17 protein-coding genes are annotated in these 22,042 nt (G+C 69.0%); 14 read left to right on the top strand and 3 right to left on the bottom strand.

From position 1 onward, the window contains the following. The first annotated feature begins 51 nt into the window (after positions 1-51). A complete protein-coding gene (locus AB4Y94_RS15265) occupies positions 52-885 on the top strand; it encodes a carbohydrate ABC transporter permease (RefSeq protein WP_441728796.1) in 834 nt (277 codons plus the stop codon). After that, positions 882-1,853, top strand: coding sequence for a carbohydrate ABC transporter permease (locus AB4Y94_RS15260; protein WP_441728794.1), 972 nt, complete (start codon positions 882-884; stop codon positions 1,851-1,853). The genes AB4Y94_RS15265 and AB4Y94_RS15260 overlap by 4 nt, the downstream gene beginning before the upstream one ends. A 354-nt stretch (positions 1,854-2,207) precedes the next feature. On the opposite strand, the gene AB4Y94_RS15255 is transcribed toward AB4Y94_RS15260, so the two are convergent. Continuing rightward, positions 2,208-2,864 carry a GntR family transcriptional regulator gene (locus AB4Y94_RS15255; protein ID WP_441728793.1) on the bottom strand — a complete coding sequence of 219 codons (657 nt, stop codon included), beginning with the start codon at positions 2,862-2,864 and terminating at the stop codon, positions 2,208-2,210. 133 nt (positions 2,865-2,997) lie between these two features. On the opposite strand from AB4Y94_RS15255, the gene AB4Y94_RS15250 reads away from it, so the two are divergent. From AB4Y94_RS15250 to AB4Y94_RS15210, 9 genes are all read left to right on the top strand, one after another. Then, positions 2,998-5,109 (top strand): beta-galactosidase, encoded by a 2,112-nt coding sequence (locus AB4Y94_RS15250; RefSeq protein WP_441728792.1) that lies wholly within the window; start codon positions 2,998-3,000, stop codon positions 5,107-5,109. Between the two features lie 4 nt (positions 5,110-5,113). After that, positions 5,114-6,520 carry an aminomethyl-transferring glycine dehydrogenase subunit GcvPA gene (gene gcvPA, locus AB4Y94_RS15245; RefSeq protein WP_441728791.1) on the top strand — a complete coding sequence of 469 codons (1,407 nt, stop codon included), beginning with the start codon at positions 5,114-5,116 and terminating at the stop codon, positions 6,518-6,520. Then, positions 6,517-8,079, top strand: coding sequence for an aminomethyl-transferring glycine dehydrogenase subunit GcvPB (gene gcvPB / locus AB4Y94_RS15240; protein WP_441728790.1), 1,563 nt, complete (start codon positions 6,517-6,519; stop codon positions 8,077-8,079). The genes gcvPA and gcvPB overlap by 4 nt, the downstream gene beginning before the upstream one ends. A gap of 157 nt (positions 8,080-8,236) precedes the next feature. Beyond that, positions 8,237-9,544: an ATP-NAD kinase family protein gene (locus tag AB4Y94_RS15235; protein WP_441728789.1), complete on the top strand. Its 1,308-nt coding sequence runs from the start codon at positions 8,237-8,239 to the stop codon at positions 9,542-9,544. Beyond that, entirely contained in the window at positions 9,535-10,293 is a 759-nt protein-coding gene (locus AB4Y94_RS15230) for an SDR family NAD(P)-dependent oxidoreductase (protein WP_441728788.1), read from the top strand. Before AB4Y94_RS15235 ends, AB4Y94_RS15230 begins: the two co-directional genes overlap by 10 nt. A 161-nt stretch (positions 10,294-10,454) precedes the next feature. Next, positions 10,455-12,962: an EAL domain-containing protein gene (locus AB4Y94_RS15225; RefSeq protein WP_441728787.1), complete on the top strand. Its 2,508-nt coding sequence runs from the start codon at positions 10,455-10,457 to the stop codon at positions 12,960-12,962. An 87-nt stretch (positions 12,963-13,049) separates the two neighbouring features. After that, a complete protein-coding gene (locus AB4Y94_RS15220; RefSeq protein ID WP_441728786.1) occupies positions 13,050-14,738 on the top strand; it encodes a sensor histidine kinase in 1,689 nt (562 codons plus the stop codon). 2 nt (positions 14,739-14,740) lie between these two features. Further along, positions 14,741-15,943 (top strand): GGDEF domain-containing protein, encoded by a 1,203-nt coding sequence (locus AB4Y94_RS15215; RefSeq protein ID WP_441728785.1) that lies wholly within the window; start codon positions 14,741-14,743, stop codon positions 15,941-15,943. Between the two features lie 68 nt (positions 15,944-16,011). Beyond that, complete coding sequence (locus AB4Y94_RS15210) at positions 16,012-16,422, top strand: hypothetical protein (protein WP_441728784.1); 411 nt, start codon at positions 16,012-16,014, stop codon at positions 16,420-16,422. Between the two features lie 29 nt (positions 16,423-16,451). Here the strand turns inward: AB4Y94_RS15210 and AB4Y94_RS15205 are convergent, their stop codons facing one another. Then, positions 16,452-17,264, bottom strand: a complete 813-nt coding sequence (locus tag AB4Y94_RS15205) for a response regulator transcription factor (protein ID WP_441728782.1) — start codon at positions 17,262-17,264, stop codon at positions 16,452-16,454. 62 nt (positions 17,265-17,326) lie between these two features. Between AB4Y94_RS15205 and AB4Y94_RS15200 the strand changes: the two genes are divergently transcribed. The 3 genes from AB4Y94_RS15200 to AB4Y94_RS15190 all read left to right on the top strand — a co-directional run bounded on the left by AB4Y94_RS15200 (position 17,327) and on the right by AB4Y94_RS15190 (position 20,566). Continuing rightward, positions 17,327-17,779 carry a DUF1801 domain-containing protein gene (locus AB4Y94_RS15200; RefSeq protein ID WP_441728780.1) on the top strand — a complete coding sequence of 151 codons (453 nt, stop codon included), beginning with the start codon at positions 17,327-17,329 and terminating at the stop codon, positions 17,777-17,779. A 96-nt stretch (positions 17,780-17,875) separates the two neighbouring features. After that, positions 17,876-19,306, top strand: a complete 1,431-nt coding sequence (locus tag AB4Y94_RS15195; RefSeq protein WP_441728810.1) for a malate:quinone oxidoreductase — start codon at positions 17,876-17,878, stop codon at positions 19,304-19,306. Between the two features lie 108 nt (positions 19,307-19,414). After that, positions 19,415-20,566, top strand: coding sequence for an Rv2578c family radical SAM protein (locus AB4Y94_RS15190; RefSeq protein ID WP_441728779.1), 1,152 nt, complete (start codon positions 19,415-19,417; stop codon positions 20,564-20,566). Positions 20,567-20,574: 8 nt separating this feature from the next. On the opposite strand, the gene AB4Y94_RS15185 is transcribed toward AB4Y94_RS15190, so the two are convergent. After that, positions 20,575-22,029, bottom strand: a complete 1,455-nt coding sequence (locus AB4Y94_RS15185) for a hypothetical protein (protein WP_441728778.1) — start codon at positions 22,027-22,029, stop codon at positions 20,575-20,577. Positions 22,030-22,042: the final 13 nt, after the last annotated feature.

Genomic DNA, 22,042 nt, shown 5'->3' with positions numbered 1-22,042 from the left:
GGACCCGGGCAGCGAACCCGGACGCTGGGGCGGAAGCTCCAGCGTCCGGGGATGTTCTTCGTTCTCCCCGCCGTCATCCTGTTCGGGCTGTTCTTCACCTACCCGCTCCTCGCCTCCCTGTGGCAAAGCTTCTTCACGACTCGCGGGGGAGTCTCCACGTTCGTGGGGCTCGACCAGTACGCCCGGCTGTTCTCCGACCCGCTGATCGGAAAGAGCCTCACCACGGCGGGCATCCTGCTGGTCGTGCAGGTGCCGCTGATGATGTGCCTCGCCGTGGGCCTGGCCTACCTGCTGAACCAGAACTGGCTGAGGTTCACCAGCGGATTCCGGGTCATCCACTTCCTCCCGGCCGTCACCACCCTCGTCGCCTACTCCGTGGTCTTCCGGGTGCTGCTCGCCACCGACGGCGGCGCCGTGAACCAGGTCATCGGCCTGGTCGGCATCGCGCCGATCGACTGGCTGAACAACGAGACCTGGGCCAGGGTCGCCCTGATCGCCTCGATCACCTGGCGGTGGACCGGCTACAACATGGTGATCATCCTCGCCGGCCTCCAGGCCATCCCCGCCGAACTCTACGAGGCCGCCCGCATCGACGGAGCCGGCCGCTGGGCGATCTTCACCAAGATCGTCATCCCGCAGCTGCGACCGGTGCTGCTGTTCACCGGGATCACCTCCACCATCGGGGCGCTGCAACTGTTCGACGAGAACTTCATCCTCACCGGCGGCGGCCCGAGCGACGCCACCCTCACCCCGGTGCTCTACCTGTACAAGGTCGGCTTCCGCCAGTTCGACTTCGGCTACGCGTCGGCCATCGCCTGGCTCCTCGTCGTGCTCACGGCCATCATCTCGATCGTCCAGTTCAGGCTCACCAGGGAGAAATCATGACCGGTGAAAACCTGAACGCCGTCACTCTGGCCAACGAGCGGCCGACCCAGCGGATGCCCGAGCCGCCGCGCGCGCGTCGCCCCGAGCGGCGCTCCCGGCTCGAGCTGCTGACGGATGACGCGCCTCGCGTTCGCCGCGGGGCCCGCCTGGCCGCCGGCATCCGTCACGCACCGGTGTATCTGGTACTCATCGTGGGCGGCGTCGTCAGCCTCATTCCGTTCCTCTGGATGGTCATCGCATCAACGCACCAGACGTCCGAATTGTTCGGCACGCCCCTGCCGGTGCTACCCGGCGGGGAACTGCTCACCAACCTCGCGCGGCTGCAGGAGGAGACGAACTTCTCCCGGGTGATGGCCAACAGCCTGGGCCTGGCGATCGTCTACACCGCGTTCAGCTCCATCATCAGCGTCATGGCGGGCTATGGGCTGGCCAAATTCCGCTTCCGCGGACGTGGGGTGATCCTCGCCCTGATCCTGGTCACCATGATGATCCCGATGCAGGTGCTGCTGGTCCCGCTGTTCCAGATGATGGCCGGACTCGGCTGGATCGACACCTACCAGGCCGTGATCATCCCGTTCCTGGCGAACGCCTTCGGCATCTTCCTGATGCGGCAATCGTTCCTGGACTTCCCGGACGCCCTGATCGAATCGGCGCGCATCGACGGCGCCAGCGAGCTCCGCACGTTCTACCGGATCGTGCTGCCGGTGGCGAGGCCGCAGATCGCCGCCCTGATCATCTACACCTTCATGACGCAGTGGAACGCGTTCATCTGGCCGCTGCTCATGCTCAACACCGAGGACAACTACACCGTCCCGGTGGCTTTGAACACGATGATCGGGCTGTCCCGGGTGGACTATTCCGGCCTGATGCTCGGCTCGTTGATCGCCACCCTGCCGCTCCTGGTCCTGTTCCTGATCTTCCAGAAGCAGTTCATCGCCGGGCTGCTCGGCGGCGCGGTGAAGGGCTGAGCCATCCGGTGGCAGCTCGAGGCCGCGATGTGGGCGCCGGCGCGCGGGAGCTGGGCGCGCGGGAACGCGCGGGGCGCGCGGGAACGCGCGGGGCGCGCGGGAACGCGCGGGGCGCGGAAAAGCGCTGGGCGCGCGGGAACGCGCGGGGCGCGCGGGAATGCGCGGGGCGCGCGGAAATGCGTTGGGCGCGCGGAACGCGTTGGGCGCGCGGGAACGCGCTGGGCGCGCGCAAACGCGCTGGGCGCGCGCGAAAGCGTTGGGCGCGCGGAATTTCGGGTGCCCGGCGGGATTTCGGGCGCCCGGACGCCGGAGGGCGCCGGTGGTCGTCGTCTGTCGACGATTCGACCGGGTCGGTCAGGACGACAGGTACGACAGGCTGGCGTTGGCACGAATGCGCTTCACGCCGTTGATCCAGTTCGCCATCAGTGCCTGCTTGGCGGCCGGGATGTCGCCGACGGCGAGGGCGCGCGCGATGTCGCCGTGTTCGGCGGCCACTCGCTCGACCATGACCTCGTCGGGGACCAGCAGCGATTCATACCGGTGGAACAGCTCACGCACGCTCCGGATCAGGTCGATCAGGCGCGAGTTCGGGCAGGCGCTCAGCATGAGCTCGTGCCATTCGTCATCCCGCTGCGAGATGAGCGCGTGCTCGGCGATGTTCTGGTTGAACTGTTCGGCGAGCACGGTCAGGCGCCCACCCAGTTCCCGCATCGTGTCACGCGGCGTGAGCTCGATGGCGAGGCCCTCGAGGGTGGCGATGACCGGCCCGAGCTCTTCGAACTCGTCGGCCGACAGCTTGACGAAACGGAAACCCTTGCCGTTCTCGCTGGTGATCTGGCCCTCGCTCTCGAGGCCGATCAGCGCTTCGCGCAACGGTGTGCGGCTCACGCCGAGTTCGGCGGCCAGCTGCACCTCGTTGATGCTCTGGCCCGGTTGCGCTTCGCCCGAGCGCATGCGGGCGAGCAATTCTTCTCGCACCTGCGAGCGAAGTGTCTTGCGTTCGATTGCCATGCGCCCTCCCAGGCTGCCTCGTGCGCCTCAGTTTATGGGTTGACCACGGGGCGCATTCGTCATACGGTGTCTGTATACAGAATACAATGTTCAAACCGCACCGCACAAGGACCGCACTGAAAGGGGAGTCCGGATGACGCCGACCCCGCACCGCCCGATCCGGCTGGACGCCCTCGCCTACGGCGGCGACTACAACCCCGACCAGTGGCCGGAGGAGACCTGGGCCGAGGACGCGCGGCTCATGCGGCAGGCGGGCGTGAACCTCGTCTCGCTCCCCGTCTTCTCCTGGCCGTTGATCGAGAAGACGCCCGGCGTGTACGACTTCGGCTGGCTCGACCGTGTGATCGACCTGTTGTGGGACTCGGGGATCAAGGTCGACCTCGCCACCGGCACTGCCACCCCACCGGCCTGGCTGATCCGTCTGCACCCGGAGGTACTGCCGCACAACGTCGACGGGCAACGCCTCGAATTCGGCTCCCGGCAGGCCTACTGCCCCAGTTCGCCGATCTTCCGCGAACACGCGCTGCGGCTCACCGAGGCCATGGCCACCCGGTATGGCAGCCACCCGGCCCTGGCCATGTGGCACATCTCAAACGAATACGGCGACCACGTCCCGCGGTGCTGGTGCCCGGCATCCGCTGCTCATTTCCGAACCTGGCTGCAGAACCGGTACGGCAGCATCGACGGGCTCAACGAAGCATGGGGCACGAGCTGCTGGGGCCAGAATTACCTCACCTTCGAGCACATCGAGCCGCCGCGCACGTCGATGGGACCGATCAACCCCACGCAGCAGCTCGACTTCGAGCGGTTCTCCTCCGACGCGCTGCTTGAGCTGTTCCAGGCCGAGATCGACGTGCTGCGCCGGGTCACCCCCGACATCGCGGTCACCACGAACTTCATGAGCCTCTTCAAGGAGTTGGACTACTGGGACTTCGCCGCCGCCGAAGACGTGGTGACCGATGACGCGTATCCCGACCCCGCAGACCCGCATGCCCACGTTCCCGCCGCCCTCAATTACGGCCTGATGCGTTCGCTCAAGGGCGGGCAGCCCTGGCTGCTGCTCGAGCAGGCGCCGAGCGCGGTCAGCTGGCGTGACGTCAACGTGCCCAAGGCGCCCGGGCGGATGCGCATCGACAGCTTCCAGGCGATCGCCCACGGTTCGGACGGCGCCATGTTCTTCCAGTGGCGGCAGGCGAAGTTCGGGCCGGAGAAGTACCACTCGGCGATGCTCGGCCACCGTGGCGAGCAGAGCCGCAGTTTCCAGGAGACCGCGGCCCTCGGCGCAGAGCTGAAGAAGATCGAGGCGGTGCGCGGCAGCCGGGTGAAGGCATCCGTCGCCCTGGTCGTCGACTGGGACTCCTGGTGGGGCAGCACCGCGCCGGACTCGCTTCCCTCGCAGCGCCTCAACTGGCTGGAACAAGCCCGCGCCTGGCACAGCGCCCTGTTCGCCCTGGGCCAGACCGTCGACGTCGTGCGGGCAACCGGCCCGTTCCACGGCTACGACGTCGTGGTGGTGCCCAACCTCTATATCGCCACCGAAGCGCAGGCTGGCGCGCTGACGGCCTTCGTCGAGCGTGGCGGCCAGCTGGTGGTCGGCCCGTTCAGCGGTGTGGTCGACCCGACCGAGAAAGTGCACGACGGTGGTGCGCCGGGTCCGCTCCGGGAACTGCTCGGCGTCGAGGTCGACGAATGGTGGCCGCTGCCCGACGGGCAGACCGGCACGCTCAGTTGGTCGGACGCGGCCGGCACAGCATCAGAGTTGTCCACCCTGATCTGGAGCGAATGGATCGACGCGGCGGCCGACGCCGACGTCGTCGCCCGGTACAGCGATGGCGCCCTGGCCGGACGCGCCGCCATCGTCCGCCGCACCGCCGGCGCTGGCGCCGCCTGGTACCTCAGCGCAACGCTCGCCGACGCCGGCCTGCAGGAGGTCCTCGGCGGCGTCCTGGACGCCGCCGGGCTGCCTGTCCGTTCCACACCCGGCCGCGACATCGAGATCGTCACCCGCAGCAACGAAGACACCGACTTCACCTTCGTGCTCAACCACGGCACGGGCGCGGTGTCCGTCGCCGTCCCGGAGGGTGCGCACGACCTGCTCACCGGCGACGACGTCTCCGGCAACCTCACCGTGCAGGGCTTCGGGGTGGCGGTGCTCGCGCATCCGTCACCGACCTCCGGCACTGAAACAGGCTCGACCACTGAACCTTTGTCCGTATCCACCGCATCAGAGAACCCCGGGGTATAGCACCATGACAGAACCGTTCGTCCACCCATACCTGCCGAATTCGGCACCCGACGTCAAGGCCGCGATGCTCGCCGCCGTCGGCGCCGAATCGGTCGAGGAGTTCTACGCGGACGTTCCCGCCGACCTTCGGCTCGACCGCCCGCTCGACCTTCCCGCGCCGTTCGTCGCGGAACAGGATCTCGTGCGCCACGTCGAGGGGCTCCTCGACCGCAACGTGTCGACGAAGCAACGCCTGAGCTTCCTTGGCGCCGGAACCTACAACCACTACGTGCCCGCGGTCGTCGATGAGGTCATCAGCCGCAGTGAGTTCTTGACGGCGTATGCCGGCGAACCCTACGAAGACCACGGCCGTTTCCAGGCGTTGTTCCAATACCAGTCGCTCATGGCCGAGCTGCTGAACATGGACGTCGTGAACGTTCCCACGTACGACGGTTTCCAGGCCACCGCCACCTCCCTCTCCATGGCCGGCCGCATGTCGGGCCGCCGCGGCATGATCGTCGCCAGCGATGTCCTGCCCGACAAGCTCTCCCGGGTGCAGGACTTCGTGCGCCCGAACCTCGACCTCATCTTCGTGCCCACGGTAAACGGCACCGCCGACATTGCCGCCGTCACGGCGCTCATCACCGAGGAGACGGCAGCGGTCTGGATCGAGACCCCCGGCTACTCCGGCGCCGTCGAAACCGGCATCCGCCAGCTGGCCGACGCCGCCCACGCGGCCGGTGCCATACTCGTCGTCGGCACCGACCCGGTCGGCTACGGCGTGCTGACGCCCCCGGCGGACCAGGGCGCGGACATCGTCTGCGGCGACATCCAGTCCCTCGGCCTGCACCAGTGGTTCGGCGGCGCGCACGCCGGCTTCATCGCCGTCCCCGACGACCCGAGATTCGTGATGGAGATGCCCTCGCGCCTGTTCGGCCTGGCCACAACGGATGTCCCGGGTGAGGTCGGCTTCGGCGACGTCGCCTACGACCGCACCTCCTTCGCCCAGCGTGAAGAGGGGAAGGAGTGGGTCGGCACCGCCGCGGCGCTCTGGGGTATCGCCGCGGGGGTCTACCTCGCGCTCATGGGCCCGCAGGGTATGGCCGACCTCGGCGAGACGCTCCTGGCCCGCACCCGGTACGCGCAGCAGAAGCTGTCCGCCCTGCCGGGAGTCGCACTCACCGACGACGCGCTGCACCTGCGCGAGTTCGTGGTGGACTTCAGCGGGGCATCCGTCACTGCCCACGCCATCGTCGACACGCTCCGGGCGCAGGGTATCGAGCCGGGCGTCGTCGTCGGTGAATACGAGTTGCTTGTCTGCGTGACCGAGATGACCACGCAGGCTGACATCGACCGACTCGTCGAAGCCGTCGCATCCGCTGCCCGCACCAGCACGACCGCCACCCGCAAGACAGAGGAGAAGAGCGCGTGAGCCTCCCCATCGCCCCCAAGCCCGCCATCCGCCGCTTCCACCAGGCCCGGTGGGACGAGCCCGTGATCTTCGAGCTGACCACCCCCGGCGAACGGGGCGTGCTCGTCTCCCGCTCGGAACCCGGCGTGCGGGAGGCCGTCGGCGACGTCGTCGCGGCGCTGCCCGCCGGGATGCGCCGGGAGAAGAAGGCGGCCCTCCCCGAGATGGGCCAGATGCGGGTACTCCGCCACTACCTGCGTCTCAGCCAGGAGAACCTCGGCGCTGACTTCAACATCGACGTGGGACAGGGCACCTGCACGATGAAGTACGCGCCCAAGGTCAACGAGGCGCTCATCGGCACCCCAAAACTCACCGACCTGCACCCGCTGCAGGACCAGGACGACGTGCAGGGGATCCTGGAGATCATCTGGAACCTGGAGCGCGCCGTCGCCGAGATCTCCGGCATGCACGGGGTGTCGCTGGCCACCGGCGGCGGATCGACCGCGATCTGGACCAACATCGCCATGATTCGCGCCTACCACGAGGCGAACGGCGACGGGGATCAGCGCGACGAGGTGATCACGACGATCTTCAGCCACCCGTCGAACGCGGCGACCGCCAAGGCCGCCGGCTACCGGGTGATCACCCTCTACCCCGACGCCGACGGCTACCCCGACGCGGAGGCGCTGAGGGCCGTGATCGGCCCGCGCACCGCCGCGATCATGATCACCAACCCCGAAGACACCGGCATCTTCAACCCACGGGTCAAGGAGTGGGTCGACCTGGCGCACTCGGTGGGCGCGCTCGCCTCCTACGACCAGGCCAACGCCAACGGCATCCTCGGCATCACCCGCGCCCGCGACGCCGGCTTCGATGTGTGCCATTTCAACCTGCACAAGACGTTCGGCACGCCGCACGGCTCCGGCGGGCCCGGTGCGGGCGCCAACGCGGTGTCCGAGGCGCTCGCCCCGTTCCTGCCCGGCCCCGTCATCGTTCGGAACGGCGACCGGTTCGCCCTCGACTCCGACCGACCGCAGTCGATCGGCAAGGTCGCGCCGTTCTACGGGGTCGCCCCCAACCTGGTGCGCGCCTACGCGTGGGTGATGGCGCTGGGGGCCGAGGGCATCAAGGCTGTCGCCGAGACCGCGGTGCTGAACAACAACTACCTGATGAAGAAGATCCTCGAGATCCCAGGGGCCTCCGCGCCGTACGCCACCGGGCGCCGCCGCATCGAGCAGGTGCGCTACTCCTGGCAGGAACTGTACGAGGAGACCGGCATCAGCTCCGAGGAGATCGGCATCCGTGCCTCCGACTTCGGGATGCACTACTGGACCAGCCACCACCCGTACATCGTGCCGCAGCCGTTCACGCTCGAGCCCACAGAGTCGTACTCGATGGCCGAGCTCGACGAGTACGCGGCCGTGCTCGCGGAGGTCGCCCGCGAGGCGCGGGAGACCCCGGAGGTGGTGCGCAGTGCGCCGCACAACCAGACGGTGCACCACACGCACCACGACGACCTGGACGACCCGGAGCGCTGGGCCATCACTTGGCGCGCCTACCAGCGCAAGTACTTCAGCTAGCCACTGTGGGCGAGACAATGGCTCAACGCCGTTCTGAGGGGTCACGAATCGACCTTCCCCGGCGGGCGGAAGGTCGATATGTGACCCCTCACGAGCGGGGCGCGGCACGGCGGGGCGCGGCACGGCCGGCCGCGCCGGGCTGCCGATGAACCCACGGATGCCCCGCAGCATCGGCCTGCTCGTCAACCCCGTCGCCGGGGTGGGCGGGCCGGCCGGTCTGAAGGGGAGCGACGGCGCCGGTGTGCAGGCAACCGCCTTCGAGCGCGGCTCCGCCCTGCACTCCGGTGAACGCGGCATCCGCGCCCTGGCCACGCTCGCCGCGTCCCACCCGGGCACGAGCGTGATCACCGCGTCCGGAGCGATGGGCGCGGATGCCGTCGGTGCGGCCGGGCTCACTGCCCGCGTCGTCTACGCGGCGCCGACCCCGTCAACCGCTGCCGATACCACCGCCGCCGCGGCCGCGATCATGGCAGCGGGCGCCGAACTGTTGCTGTTCGTCGGCGGCGACGGCACGGCCAGGGACGTCGCCGCCGGCCTCACCGCCGAGCAGCCGATGCTGGGCGTGCCGGCGGGCGTGAAGATGTATTCCGGATGCTTCGCGGTGAGCCCCTCCGCGGCCGGCGCGCTGGCCGCGCGCTGGCTCGCGGACCAGCCGGTTCCGCTGGAGCGGCGCGAGGTCCTCGACGTGGACGAGGAGCAGATCCGGCACGGACGCGTCGATCCGCGCCTGTTCGCGCTCGTGCATGTGCCGTTCATCGCCGGCCGGACGCAGTCGCGGAAGAGCGCCACCCCCGCCACGGAAGCCGCGGCAGTGCGCGCGGCTGCCGCCGGCGCCGTCGCGGCGATGGACTACACCAGCTTCTACCTGCTCGGCCCGGGCGGCACGACGATGGAGATCGCCCGGCAGCTCGGGGTGCCGAAGACTCCGCTCGGGGTCGACGTGGTCCGCGGCGGCGAGCTCGTGCTGGCCGACGCCTCCGAACAGCAGTTGCTCGCCATCCTCGCCGCGCCCGCCGCCTCCTCCGCCCCGGCCTCCCCGGCCGCCTCCACTTCTCCGCGAGTGCGGGCAAAAGGCCGCCTCGACCCCTCGCCGGGCGGCCATTTGACCGCACTCGCGCGCCCGAAGCGGGCGGACGCGAACGCCCCCGCCCGCGCGGTCATCACCGTGATCGGCGGGCAAGGGTTCCTGCTCGGGCGAGGCAACCAGCAGATATCCGCGGCGGTCCTGCGGGCGCTGGGGGCGCATCCGTTGCTGGTGGTGGCGACGGAGGAGAAGCTCACCGACCTCGGCGGGCGGCCGCTGCTCGTGGACACCGGGGACCCGGCGCTCGACCATAGTCTGGCCGGGTACACCCGCGTCATCACCGGTGTGCACACCGTCGCCGTCTACCCCGTCAGCGCACCAGAACCAGAACCAGTACCTCAGCCAGAACCACGAAACGAAGGAGCGCAGCCATGCGTCTAGAGAACAAGAATGCAATCGTCACCGGCGGGGCCGGCGGCATCGGACGCGCCACCGCGCTCGCCTTCGCTGCCGAAGGTGCCAGGGTCGCCGTCGTCGACCTGCGAGCGGACGCCGCACAGGCCGTCGCCGATGAGATCACCGCCGCGGGCGGCACTGCTGTCGCCATCGCCGCCGACGTGTCCAGCGAGGACGACATCCAGCGCATCCTGGCCACCACCGTGGACGCATTCGGCGGGGTGAACGTCGTCTTCAACAACGCCGGCATCATCCGTCGCACCACAGCCGTGGAGACCACCGCCGAGGAGTGGGACCGGGTCTTCAGCGTCAACGTCAAGTCCATCTTCCTGATGTGCAAGCACGTCGTCCCCATCATGGCGGCAAACGGGGGCGGATCGATCGTCAACACCGGTTCCGGTTGGGGCCTGAAGGGCGGCGGCCAGGCTATTTCCTACTGCGCCTCGAAAGGCGCCGTCGTCAACATGACGCGCGCGCTGGCGATCGACCACGGCGGCCAGGGCATCCGGGTCAACTCGGTCAACCCGGGCGATGTGAACACCGGCATGCTCCGCGACGAGGCCCGCCAGCTGTCCCAGGATGCCAACGCGTTCCTCGCCGAGGCCGCCGACCGTCCGTTGGGCCGGATGGGGGAGCCGGGCGAGGTCGCTGCGGCCGTCGTGTGGCTGGCGAGCGACGACTCCTCCTACGTGACCGGGTCGGCGCTGGTGGTCGATGGCGGAGGGATCGCCTAGCCATCACGTTCGCGCTGAGGATTTGACCACGCGCGGATGGCAGGCCCTGCGCGCGTGGTCAAATCCTCAGCGCCAGCGGACCCGGCACGCCGCCCCAACACAGGGGTGATGGGGCGCGCCGGTGCAACGGCGCACCCCGCACTCCACTAGTGTTTGCCTCCGTGGGTGACAATTCGGGACGGGTGGGCGTCAGGCGCTTCGGCTTTGCGGTGTTCGCGGCTATCGCCGTGGTCTTGATGGCCAATTCGCTGGCGCAACTGATCATCGGCCCGGCCGTACGCTGGCCGATTGCCCTGGTCGGCGTGCTCTGCGTGGCCACCCTCGAGCTCGCCTGCGTGTCCCTGGTGCGAAAGCCCCGGCGCACTCCCGCCATCAGCCTCCCGGTCATCGCGCTGCCCGCGCTGTCGCCTGCCGTGCCGCAGTGGATCGCCGTCGGCGTCATCGCACTCGGCGTCTTCCTGATCATGCTCGTGCGCACCCAACGCACCGGTGTCGCGCTGTACGGCGGCGGTCTAGCGGGCGTCGGCGCAGCGGCATCCGTCATCATCTTCAACGCGCTGACCAGCACCAGCGGCCTGCTCACCGCAACAGCCGTTCCCACCGCCGCCGAAACCCCCAGCGGCGTGCCCGGACTGGTGGCCGGGCCCATCGCCTGCGTCGGCTACATCGTCGTCGTCCTGGCGCTGGAAGTGCTGCGCCTCCGCCTCACCAAGGCCACGCCCATCCGCGTCACCCTCCGCTCGCTCTGGCCCCTCCGAATCGCTGTCGTGGCGGCCGCCTGCGTGGTGCTTTCGTTCTTCGCCGCCCTCTGGAGTGACCACGGCCTGCCGTTCGTCTACAGCCGGAACGACGCGCTCAATACGATCATCGTGCTGCTGGTGTTGACGGTCCTGGCCGGCGGCGCCAAGCTGGTGATCCGCAACACCGTGATGCAGGGCCGGCTGAACGGCTTGATCCACGGGGCGAGCGCCCTCAGCGAGCTCGCCAAGTACGCGCGCCCGGTGGGCACGGCGTCCACCCCGAAGGCCGTGGCGGTCTGCGAATCCACGAGGGACATCACCGACACTCTCTGCGAAACGGTCGCAGACGCGATCGGCGTCGAGACCGTCGACGTGCAGACCGCTCCACCTCGCCGCGGCGAAATCGGCGCGGAAGTCGTCCTCGGCGACGACGTGGTCCGCTACATCGTCGCGCACCGTGACCCGATGGACCTCGGCTTCAACGCAGACGACCGCAAGGCCATCTCCGCACTGGCCCACACCGCAAACCTCGCGGTGAAGTCCCGGCGCAACATCGGCGGACTCACCGAGCGCGCGAACACCGATCCGCTCACCGGGCTGCCCAACTACGGGGCCTTCCAGGAAGCGCTCACCAACATCAACGAGCACCGCGACTACTCCGAAGCACTCGCGGTGCTCTTCCTCGACCTCGACGACTTCAAGAAGCTCAACGACCGCTACGGACACCAGACCGGTGACGGCATCCTGAGCGAGCTGGGCCGGCGGCTCAGCCAGGTGGTCCGTCCGCACGACGTGGTCGCCCGGGTCGGCGGAGACGAGTTCGTCATCATCCTCACCCACCTCTCCTCCCTCCCGGAGGCGAAGCGGATCGCCGAACGCATCATGGAGTTCTCCGGCGAACCGCTCACCGTCGGGGCGACCACGTTCAGCCCGGTGCTCAGCGTCGGCCTCGCCTACTCCGCGCACCGCGAGACCGACATCAACCAGCTGGTCCAGGACGCCGACCGCAGCATGCTGGAGATCAAGAAGGCCCGCCGCCGCAACGGGGTCGCCAAGGCCAGCAGCCTCAGCATCTCCAGCCACCGCTCGTCGCAGTTGAACGACGTGGTGGCCCGCGCGATCGACGAAGACCGGCTCGAACTCGCCTTCCAACCCATCGTCAGCCTCGTCACCGGGCAGATCTGGGCATTCGAAGCCCTCATGCGTTATACGGATGCCGAACTCGGCCCGATCTCGCCCTCGACGTTCGTCGAGAAAGCGAAAGGCCTCGGCCGGCTTGACAAGCTCACCCGCCAGGTCGCGGTGAAGGCGATGGCTGCCGCCGCCGAGTTCCGGCTGATCGAACCCCAGGTCTTCTGCATGGCGATCAACGTCGAGGCCGGGCAGATCCTGCCGCGACGGGTCGGATCGTTCTTCGAAGACCTCGCCGAGCGTTACCCCGGTATCTCGCTCTGCCTCGAGCTCAACGAACGCTCCGTCGCCAAGGTCTCCACCGAACTGCGGGAGCAGGCGGAGCACCTGCGGGACATCGGCATGATGATCGCGCTGGACGACTACGGCTCCCGTGATTCCTCGGTCGACGCCCTGGTGCGCGTGCCGATGGACATCCTCAAGATCGACCGCAGCCTGGTCGACGACCTCGGCGACATCCGGCAGCGCGAGGTCCTCACCGCCCTGCAGGGCTTCGGCGACAAGCTCGAATACTCGATGGTCGTCGAAGGAGTGGAGAACGACGCGATGGCGCGGCACCTGCACGCGATCGGCATTAGGAACGCCCAGGGCTTCCACTACGGGGTTCCGCGGAGTTTCGCCAGGACCATCGCCCGGCTCGAGGAGTTCGGCGCCCTGGCCGTGCTGCCGGCCGTCCGTGACACGGCCACAACTCCCACCGGCACCCTCCGCGCGATCCGCGCCGCCACCCCGGTCTGACCAGGCGGACTCGACTGTCGCGATTTCCCGCGGACAGGAGGCGGATGCCTGCAACCGGGTCGTCCGTGAACCGGTTAGTCTCGACGGATGACCGAACTTGCGACCAAGACGCGCCTCGCGTCAGCCGCCGCGCCGGTCGGTCACTCTCCGCTGCTGGGCCGTTCGGTGTTCACCAGCCAATCGCTCCTGGCGGGCTCCCTCCTGGTGCTGGTGGGGATCATCGCCGCCGTGCAGCCGGCGGTGCTCGGCGACTCCCTCTTCTTCCTCGGCGTCGTCCTGATCCTCGCCATGACCGGGCTGGCGGCCGCGCTCCCGTGGCAGAACCTGCCCAAGGCCCTGATCGCCGTGCTCCCGCTGGTCGACGTCGTCGCGATCTGCATGCTGCGGCAGTCCCAGCCGACGCTCGGCGCGTCGCTGTTGCTGGTCTTCCCGGTGATCTGGCTGGCGACCCACTTCGGCTCGGTCGGGGCCGTCGGCGGTGTGCTGCTGGCAACGACCCTGATCTGGGGCGGCGCTGCACTCCGCGAGGCGGTGCCGTCACCCGAGGAGGTCCCGCGCCTGGCCGCGGTGCCGATCATGCTCGCGTTCGTCGCGGCCACGACGTTCGGCACCACCCGGCGGAGCGCCGCCCAGCGGGTGCTGCTTCGGCAGCAGGCGGGCCTGTTCGAGGCGGCACTGCGCCGGTCGACCCGCCAGGAGCAGACCCTCGACGAGATCTTCAACGCCGTTGACTTCGGCGTGGTCGGCTTCGACGCGTCAGGCAAACCGAACCTGATCAACCGGGCGCAACGTGAGGTCCTGGACCGGTTCCGGGTCCCGCCCGGGCAGGCCGTGCCCGACGTCGTCTACGGCGACGACAAGCTGACGCCGATCCATGAGGCCCACCGGCCGTTCCGGCGCGCCCTGCGCGGCGAGTCCGTGGACCGCGAGACCGTGTGGTTTGACGACCCGGGGCGCGCCCGTTCAGCGTTCCTGGTCTCCGCCCGCCCCCTGACCGACGAGCACGGAGTCTTCGACGGGGGTGTGATCGTGTTGCGCGACGTGACCGCGGAATTGAAGGCGATCCAGGCGCGCGACGACCTGGTCGCATCCGTCTCCCACGAACTGCGCACCCCGCTCACGTCGATCCTCGGCTACCTCGAGCTCGCCCTCGACGACGAACGCCTGGAGCCCGGCACCCGGCACATGCTCGAGGTGACGTCGAAGAACGCCGACCGTCTGCTCGCCCTGGTCGCCGACCTGTTGACGGCGGCGAGCAACGCGAAGAACACGCTCCTGCTCGCGTTCGAGCCGTGCGAGCTGTCGTCGATCCTCGCCGATGCCGTCGAATCCGCACGCCCGCTGGCCGATGAGCGGTTCATCACGTTCGAGGTGGCACCGATGCCCCGCCTCCTGGTGAACGCGGACGCGTTCCGGCTGCGGCAGGTGGCCGACAACGTGCTCTCCAATGCCGTCAAGTACAACGTCGCCTCCGGGCACATCACGGTCACACTCGAGCCGACGGATGCCGGTGCCGAGTTGCGTGTCACCGACACCGGCCGGGGGATGACCCCCGATGAACAGACCCACCTCTTCGACCGTTTCTACCGGGCGGACTCCGTGCGCGGTTCCAGCGTGCACGGCACCGGACTGGGCCTGAATATCAGCCGGGACATCATGCGCCAGCACGGCGGTGACCTCCGACTGGAGTCCACGTTCGGGACAGGCACGACCGCGATCGCAACCTTGCCGATCGCGGCGCCGCCCACCGAGTCGCCGCGCCAGGAGACACGCTAGCCATGGATACCGTCACCCTGCTCGTCGTCAGCGGCCTCGTCATCAGCCTGTGCGGCGCGGCCTTTGTGCTCAATACGTCGTTCAACGGCGGCGACCGGGCCGGCCGGGCGTGGAGTCTCGCGTTCATCGGCGGCATGATGTCGACGCTGGCTTTCGCCGTCTACGGCCTCAGCCCGTCCCTCTGGGGCGCGCTCGTCGTCGCCAACGCGACGCTCACCCTGGCCCTGGGGTCGATGTGGTCGGGATCACGCCTCTACAACGGACGCGCCCCATTGTTCTGGGTGGTGAGCGCGGCGAGCGTCGCCGTCGCCGTCGCCGTCATCGTGCGCGGCCCCGGGGCGGGCGGCTGGGCCGGGGCATTCGAGCTCTACCTGGCGGTTGCCGCTTTTGCCGCAGCCGGCTCCTTCGAGGCGATGCGCCGCCGCCTGACACGCAACATCAACGGCCGGATCATCGTCGTCATCGAGGCGATCGTGGCGGCGTATTATGCCGGCCGCGCCCTTGCGTTCCTGCTGGACGGGCCCACCGGTGAGGTGTTCGTCCTGTTTTTCGGCACCGCCCAGACCGCCGTGTTGAACATGGTGCTGGTTGTCCTGGTCGCCGGCGCCATGTCCGTTCTCCGGGCCGAACAGCACAACGCTGCCGCGGTGGGCGACCGCGGCACCGGCGTCAGGTCTGCGGCCGGCGTGCTGTCCGCCGCCGCCTTCGCGCAGGTCGCCGGCGATCACCTGGAGCGGGCCGCGTACGGCGAATGCGACCTCGCCCTGGTTGCGGTGGACATCGACCGGCTTCCCGAGTTGAACACCGCATTCGGGCGTGCCGCCGGGGACGGCGCCATCGAGTCGTTCGCGCAGACCCTGCGGCGCACCGCGCCCGTGATGGCGACGATCGGCCACGTGGGAGGGAGCCGCTTCCTGGTGCTCGCGCCGGTCGGGGCAGCGGCCGGATCCAGTGCACCATCCGCTGCCGAGGCCGTGCGGATCGCCGAGCGGATCCAGACCGGGCTGGTCGACGAGCCGCTCGCCGCCTCGCAGGCGATCAGGCTCACCGCCAGCTTCGGCGTCGCCGACACCACCGGCCACGGCTATGACCTTCCGGCGCTCACTGCCGCGGTCGCGCGCTCGGTCGAGGCGGTCAAGGCCGCCGGCGGCAACGACGTCCACGTCGCCCGGCCGGAGGTGAGCGTCAGCCGCGACGAATCTTGAGCCAATCTTGCGGCCGGCAGCCCCCCATCCGGGGCTGATCTTGCGGTTCGTCGGCCAGAGTGGATGCCATGACCCCCGCGAGCACCGCCACCGGCGTTCCGCCGGAATGGACCGCCCGCGGGCACGTCGACCGCGCGGCACTCTGTGAGCTGCTGGCCGCGCTCGGGGGCGACGCCGTCGCGCTGGCGCGGTTCACGCGCGACTTCATCGCCCTCTGGGGGAGCCGCTCGGAGAGGCTGGCGGCGGCGCTCGCCCAGGCGGACGCCGACGAAGCGCACGTCGTGCTGCTCAGCATCCGCTCCACCAGTGTGATGCTCGGCGCCGTGCGCCTGGAAGCGGTCGCGGCCGGCCTGCACGGCGCACTGTCGTTCGGTGACTTCGACGGATGCCGGGGGCAGCTCGCCGACTTGGCCGACGCGGGAGCGGTCACCTGCGAAGAGCTCGCCGACCTGTTCCCCGAGGTGCGTGCCGCCGCCTGACCGGGCCGCCGCCTGACCGGGCCGGGCGGTTAGGTGCGGTCCTCGGCCGCGAGCCGGTACCCCACACCGCGCACCGTCTCCAGCCAGCGCGGCTGCGTAGTGCTGTCGCCGAGTTTCCGGCGGAGATTGCTCATGTGCACCTCGACGGCGCGCTTGTCCGCTTCGCCGACGTAGTAGGTGTCCGAGTAGTCGTCGCCCCGCAGCAGGAGCGCGAGGTCAGACTTGCTCCGCACCCGGCCGGTGGACTCCAGGATGGCCGCGAGCAGGTCGAACTCGGTGCGGGTGAGGTCGAGCGCGGAGTCCCGGAGGTTCGCCAGGCGCATCTCCGGCTGCAGGCGCAGGCCGTTGTGCTCAATCCAGCCCTCGGTCGGCCCGGGGGGAGAGGGGGCGACCGTCGTGACCGGTGCCGTCGCGGCTTCGGTCGACGGCGCCGGCGGCGCCGTCTCGGGGGCATCCGCTGGATGCCGTGGCCGGCGCAGCATCGCTTCGATGCGAGCACGCAGCTCGCGGGGCCGGAAGGGCTTGGTGATGTAGTCGTCGGCACCGGACTCGAGTCCTTGCAGGGTGTCGATCTCCTCGTCGCGCGCGGTGAGCATGACGATGTAGGTCGAGCTGAAGGCGCGGATGCGCTTGGCCGTCTCGAAGCCGTCCATGCCTGGCATGCTCACATCCAGCGTGGTCACGATGGGGTCGTGCTCCCGGACAGCGTCCACGCCGTCGGCCCCGTTCGCGGTGGCTACGACCTCGAACCCGGCCTGCGTCAGCACCACGCCCAGCAGATTGCGGATATCGGCGTCGTCCTCGATGATGACCGCGATGCGGCTTCCGTCTTGTGCACCCATCGTGCCAGTATCCCAGCTAACTGTTGCGCGTCACTCTGCGTGGTGGTCGGTACGCTGGAACCGTGACGAACCAACAGGTGCCCGTGGAGGTGGAGAACTACATCGCGGACCTCTCCCCCGACAAACGCGCCGTGCTCTACCCGGTCTTCGACGCCGTCCGCGACGCCATGCCGGAGGGCTACGTGCTGGGGATGGGCTGGGGGATGCCCGGCTGGGTGGTGCCCCTCGAGACGTTCCCGAACACCTACAACACGCAGCCGCTCGCGTATGTGAGCATCGCCGCGCAGCGCAACTACCACTCCCTCTACCTGATGGCGCTCTACAGCGACACGGAAGCGGATGCCGCCTTCCGCGCGGAGTGGGCGGCAGCCGGCCTGAAGCTGAACATGGGCAAGAGCTGCCTGCGGTTCCGGTCACTGGCGGACCTGGACCTCGATATCGTGGCGCGCACCGTCGCATCCGTTCCCGTGGATGATTTCATCGCCATCTACGAACGCGTGCGGGCCAAGGCCTAGGTTCCGTGCCGTCAGGACCCCTCCGTTCGCGCCTATAGACTGAAAAGCGTGAATTCTGTGGCCCCCGTCGACGTCGTACTCATTGGTGGCGGGATCATGAGCGCCACGCTCGGAACCCTGATCAAGCGGGTGCAGCCCGACTGGAGCATCCAGGTCTACGAGCGGCTCGGCGACCTGGCCCAGGAAAGTTCGAACCCGTGGAACAACGCCGGCACCGGCCACGCGGCGCTCTGCGAGCTCAACTACATGCCCGAAGCGCCCGACGGGTCCGTCACCGCCGACAAGGCCGTCACCATCAATGAGCAGTTCCAGATCAGCCGCCAGCTGTGGTCATACCTGGTCACCACCGGCGCCCTGCCCGAGCCCCAGAAGTTCATCAACTCCACCCCCCACATGACGTTCGTGCACGGCAAGGCGAACATCGAATACCTCAAGAAGCGCGTCGCGGTGCTCAAGGACCAGCCGTTGTTCCAGGGCATGGAATACAGCGACGACCCCGCCACCATCGCCAAGTGGACCCCGCTCCTGACCCGGAAGCGCAACCCGCGGCAGAAGATCGCGGCCACACGCATCGAGTCCGGCACCGACGTCGACTTCGGTGCCCTCACCCGCTTCCTCTTCGACGATCTGAAGAAGCACGACGTGGGGGTGAACCTGAACACCCAGGTCACCAAGGTGAAGCAGCAAACGGATGGCACGTGGAAGATCGACCTGTTGCGCCTGGTCGGCCAGACCCGCAGCACCGTCAACGCGCGTTTCGTGTTCGTCGGCGCGGGCGGCGGCGCCCTCGCGCTGCTGCAGCACACCGGCATTCCGGAGATCGAAGGGTTCGGCGGGTTCCCGATCAGCGGGCAGTTCCTGAAGACCTCGAACCCGAAGATCGTGGCGCAGCACAAGGCCAAGGTCTACGGGAAGGCGTCGGTCGGCGCCCCGCCGATGTCGGTGCCGCACCTCGACACCCGTATCGTCGACGGCGAAGCGTCGCTCCTGTTCGGGCCGTACGCCGGGTTCACCCCGAAGTTCCTGAAGACCAGCACCTGGTTCGACCTGCCTTTCTCGATCCGGCTGCACAACATCGGGCCGATGCTCGCCGTCGCCCGGCAGAACTTCGACCTGATGAAGTACCTCGTGGGGGAGCTGCTGGCCACCCGCGACAAGAAGCTCCAGGCGCTGCGGGAGTTCGTGCCGACCGCGAAGCTCGACGACTGGGAACTCATCACGGCCGGCCAGCGGGTGCAGGTCATGAAGAAGGACGAGAAGCTGGGCGGTGTGCTGCAGTTCGGCACCGAGGTGATCACCTCCGCCGACGGGTCGATCGCCGGTCTCCTCGGGGCGTCCCCGGGGGCGTCCACCGCGGCGCCGATCATGGTGGACCTGCTGAAGCGCTGCTTCCCGGCCGAGTACCCGTCGTGGGAACCCACGCTCCGCCGGATGATCCCGTCGCTCGGCACCAAGCTCTCCGACGACCCGGCTGCCGCCGCCGCGTCGCTGGCCGCCACCGCGGAGGCGCTCCGCCTCACCGCGTAGCCGCCGTGGCCGCGCCGCGCGGAGCTTCGCTTCCGCGGTTACCCGGGCATCACGTCGGTCTGAGGCCGCGGGCTTGCGCATAGTTCGAACGTGTGTTCGACTTGATGCATGCGGTGGAGCGGGCAGGAACTACAGACCGAGCAGGCGGGCACGCTGCCTGGCCTGGCCAGGCTGAACAATCTGGTGCGCAGCGTGCAGACGCCGGAATTCGCCGGCATCACGTTCCACGAGATCCTCGCCAAGTCCGCTCTCAACCGGGTGCCCGGCCAGAGCGCGATGCCCTTCGGCTGGACCATCAACCCCTATCGCGGCTGCAGTCATGCCTGCGCCTACTGCTTTGCCCGCCCCACCCACACCTACCTCGACCTCGACGCCGGCAAGGACTTCGACAACGAGATCATCGTCAAGGTCAACGTCGCGGAGATCCTGCAGAAGGAACTGGCCAAGCCGAGCTGGGGTCAACATCCGGTCGCCCTCGGCACCAACACCGACCCGTACCAACGGGCCGAAGGCCGATACCGCCTGATGCCCGGCATCATCGCCGCGCTGGCGCACAACGGCACCCCGCTCAGCATCCTCACCAAGGGCACTCTGCTCCGCCGTGACCTGGACCTGCTGCGCGAGGCCAGCGAGCACGTGCCGGTGGACCTCGCGATGTCCATCGCCATCTACGACGACGAGCTGCAACAGGCCGTCGAGCCGGGCACCCCGTCGACCAAGGCGCGCCTGGCCACCGTCACCGCGGTGCGTGAGCACGGAATGGACTGTGCCGTGTTCATGATGCCGATCCTGCCGTTCCTCACCGATACCAGGGCCCACCTCGACGAAGCCCTCAGGCAGGCGAAAGCTGCGGGCGCGTCATCCGTTCTGTACACGGCACTGCACCTGAAGCCCGGGGTGAAAGACTGGTACCTGCAGTGGCTGGCCCGCGACCACCCCGAGCTGATGCCCCGCTACCTCGAGCTCTACGCCAAGGGCACCTACGCTCCCAAGGAGTACCGGCAGTGGCTGGCGGCGCGGATCAAGCCGCTGATCCGCGCCCACCGCCTCGAGCGTGGCCGGGAGGATCCGGTGACCGGCGGCGTGCGGTCGTCCGCCCTGGGTCGCTTGCGGAACGACGAGGGCGAGCGGCAGCTGTTCACCCGAACCGGCGGCCGGCCCAGTTTCACCGCGGCCGGTTCAGGGACAGCGGATGCCGACGCCTCGCGTTCCCTGATCGCCGAGGAGCTTCCGCCGGAGCTCGCGCCGACACTGTTCTAGAGGGAACGCTAGCCGGTGATCTCGAATGCCGCGCTGGTTGCCGGAGTCAGATCCGGGCTCGTGGCCTGCAATGTGTAGCCACTGCGAACGACCTGATTACCGTTCCCGACGATGAAGAGATCGTCGAAGCTGACCAGACCGTCCACGGCGGTGCGGGTCGTTGTGCCGCTCAGCGTGGCCCGGCCCTGGAGGGACGGGTTGTTCAGGATGGCGATCGACACCGCGGCGGTGCTAGCCGTCGGGTTGCCGAAGGCGTCGACGATGATCGCCGTGACGGAGCGGATCACCATGCCCTGGCGAGTGGTGGTGGGCTGCTGCGTGATCAAGAGCTTGCTCGCTGCCGCAGCGGTGATCGTCGCAGCCTGCGAGATCGCCGGCAGGGCACTGCTGACGGTGATCTGCACGGGGCCCGCCTTCGTGTCACCGTAGAAGAAGGTTGCCGAGCTCGCCCCTGCGGCGATCCCAACCGGCGCTGCTGCTCCCTGCGGGGTGGGGGAGAAGACCGCCACGCCGGTCGACGTGGAAGCAAAGGACAGCGAAATGCCGCCGGCCGGCGCCACGGTCGCATTGCCGAATGCATCCAGCACCTGCACGGTGAGCGGCCCGAGGCTCGCCGTGGCGGAGGCGCTGCCGGAAACCGCGGAGGTCGTGAAAGCCATCGTGGCTGCCGCGCCGGCCGTGACGGCGAAGGCGGGGCTAGTGGCGCCAACAAGGCCGGTGCCGGCGGCAAGTAGGGTATACCCCACGCCGACCTTGTCCAGCCTGAGACCAGTGAACGTGGCCACGCCGCTGGCGTCGGTTGTCGCCGTCTTCACCCCGGACAGGGTTCCGTTGCCCGGGTTCGCGCCCAGCGCCACGGTGACCGGCACGCCCGCCGTCGGAACCGTGACGCCGGTAGACGACTGCACCGCCACCGCGACCGAGAGCGCCGTCCCGGCCGCGGTGGTCGTGGGGGCTGAGGTGAACACCAGCTTGCTCGCCGTGGCGACGGTCACGTTGCCGCTCGCCGCGCTGGCGGCGGTCCACGACCGGTACACGGCCGTGACTGCGTAGGTGTAGGTGCCGACCGGTACCGCCGCATCCGTGCAGGAGGTGCCGCTGACGAGCGCGGTCTTGCTGGTGGCGCAGGCCGCCACCGTGGTGCTGCCGCTGGTGCGGGTGATGAAGTAGCCGGTGGGTGCGGGTGAGCCGACGGATGCCGTCCAGCCGACGGTCACGGTGGTCGAGCTGGCGGCGGGCACCGTGACGTTCGTGGGCGCCGCCAGGGTGCCGGTCGCGATGGTGCCGGCGCCGGTGCCGGCCGACTGCCAGTACGCGGAAGCCGGGATCGCGCCCGCGACGCCGAGGATGCCGCTGGCCAGGACCGCTACCGTGACGGCGAGGCGGCGCCCGGCGCCGTTGCGGCGCCGACGCGACAAACGCGCCTCGCGACGGGACCCTGGTGTCGTGGTGACTGGGTTCATGTCCAGTATCTCG

This window comes from Glaciibacter sp. 2TAF33 (assembly GCF_052114945.1).
GTDB lineage: Bacteria > Actinomycetota > Actinomycetes > Actinomycetales > Microbacteriaceae > Cryobacterium.
This window is presented reverse-complemented; position numbering and strand designations above follow the sequence as displayed.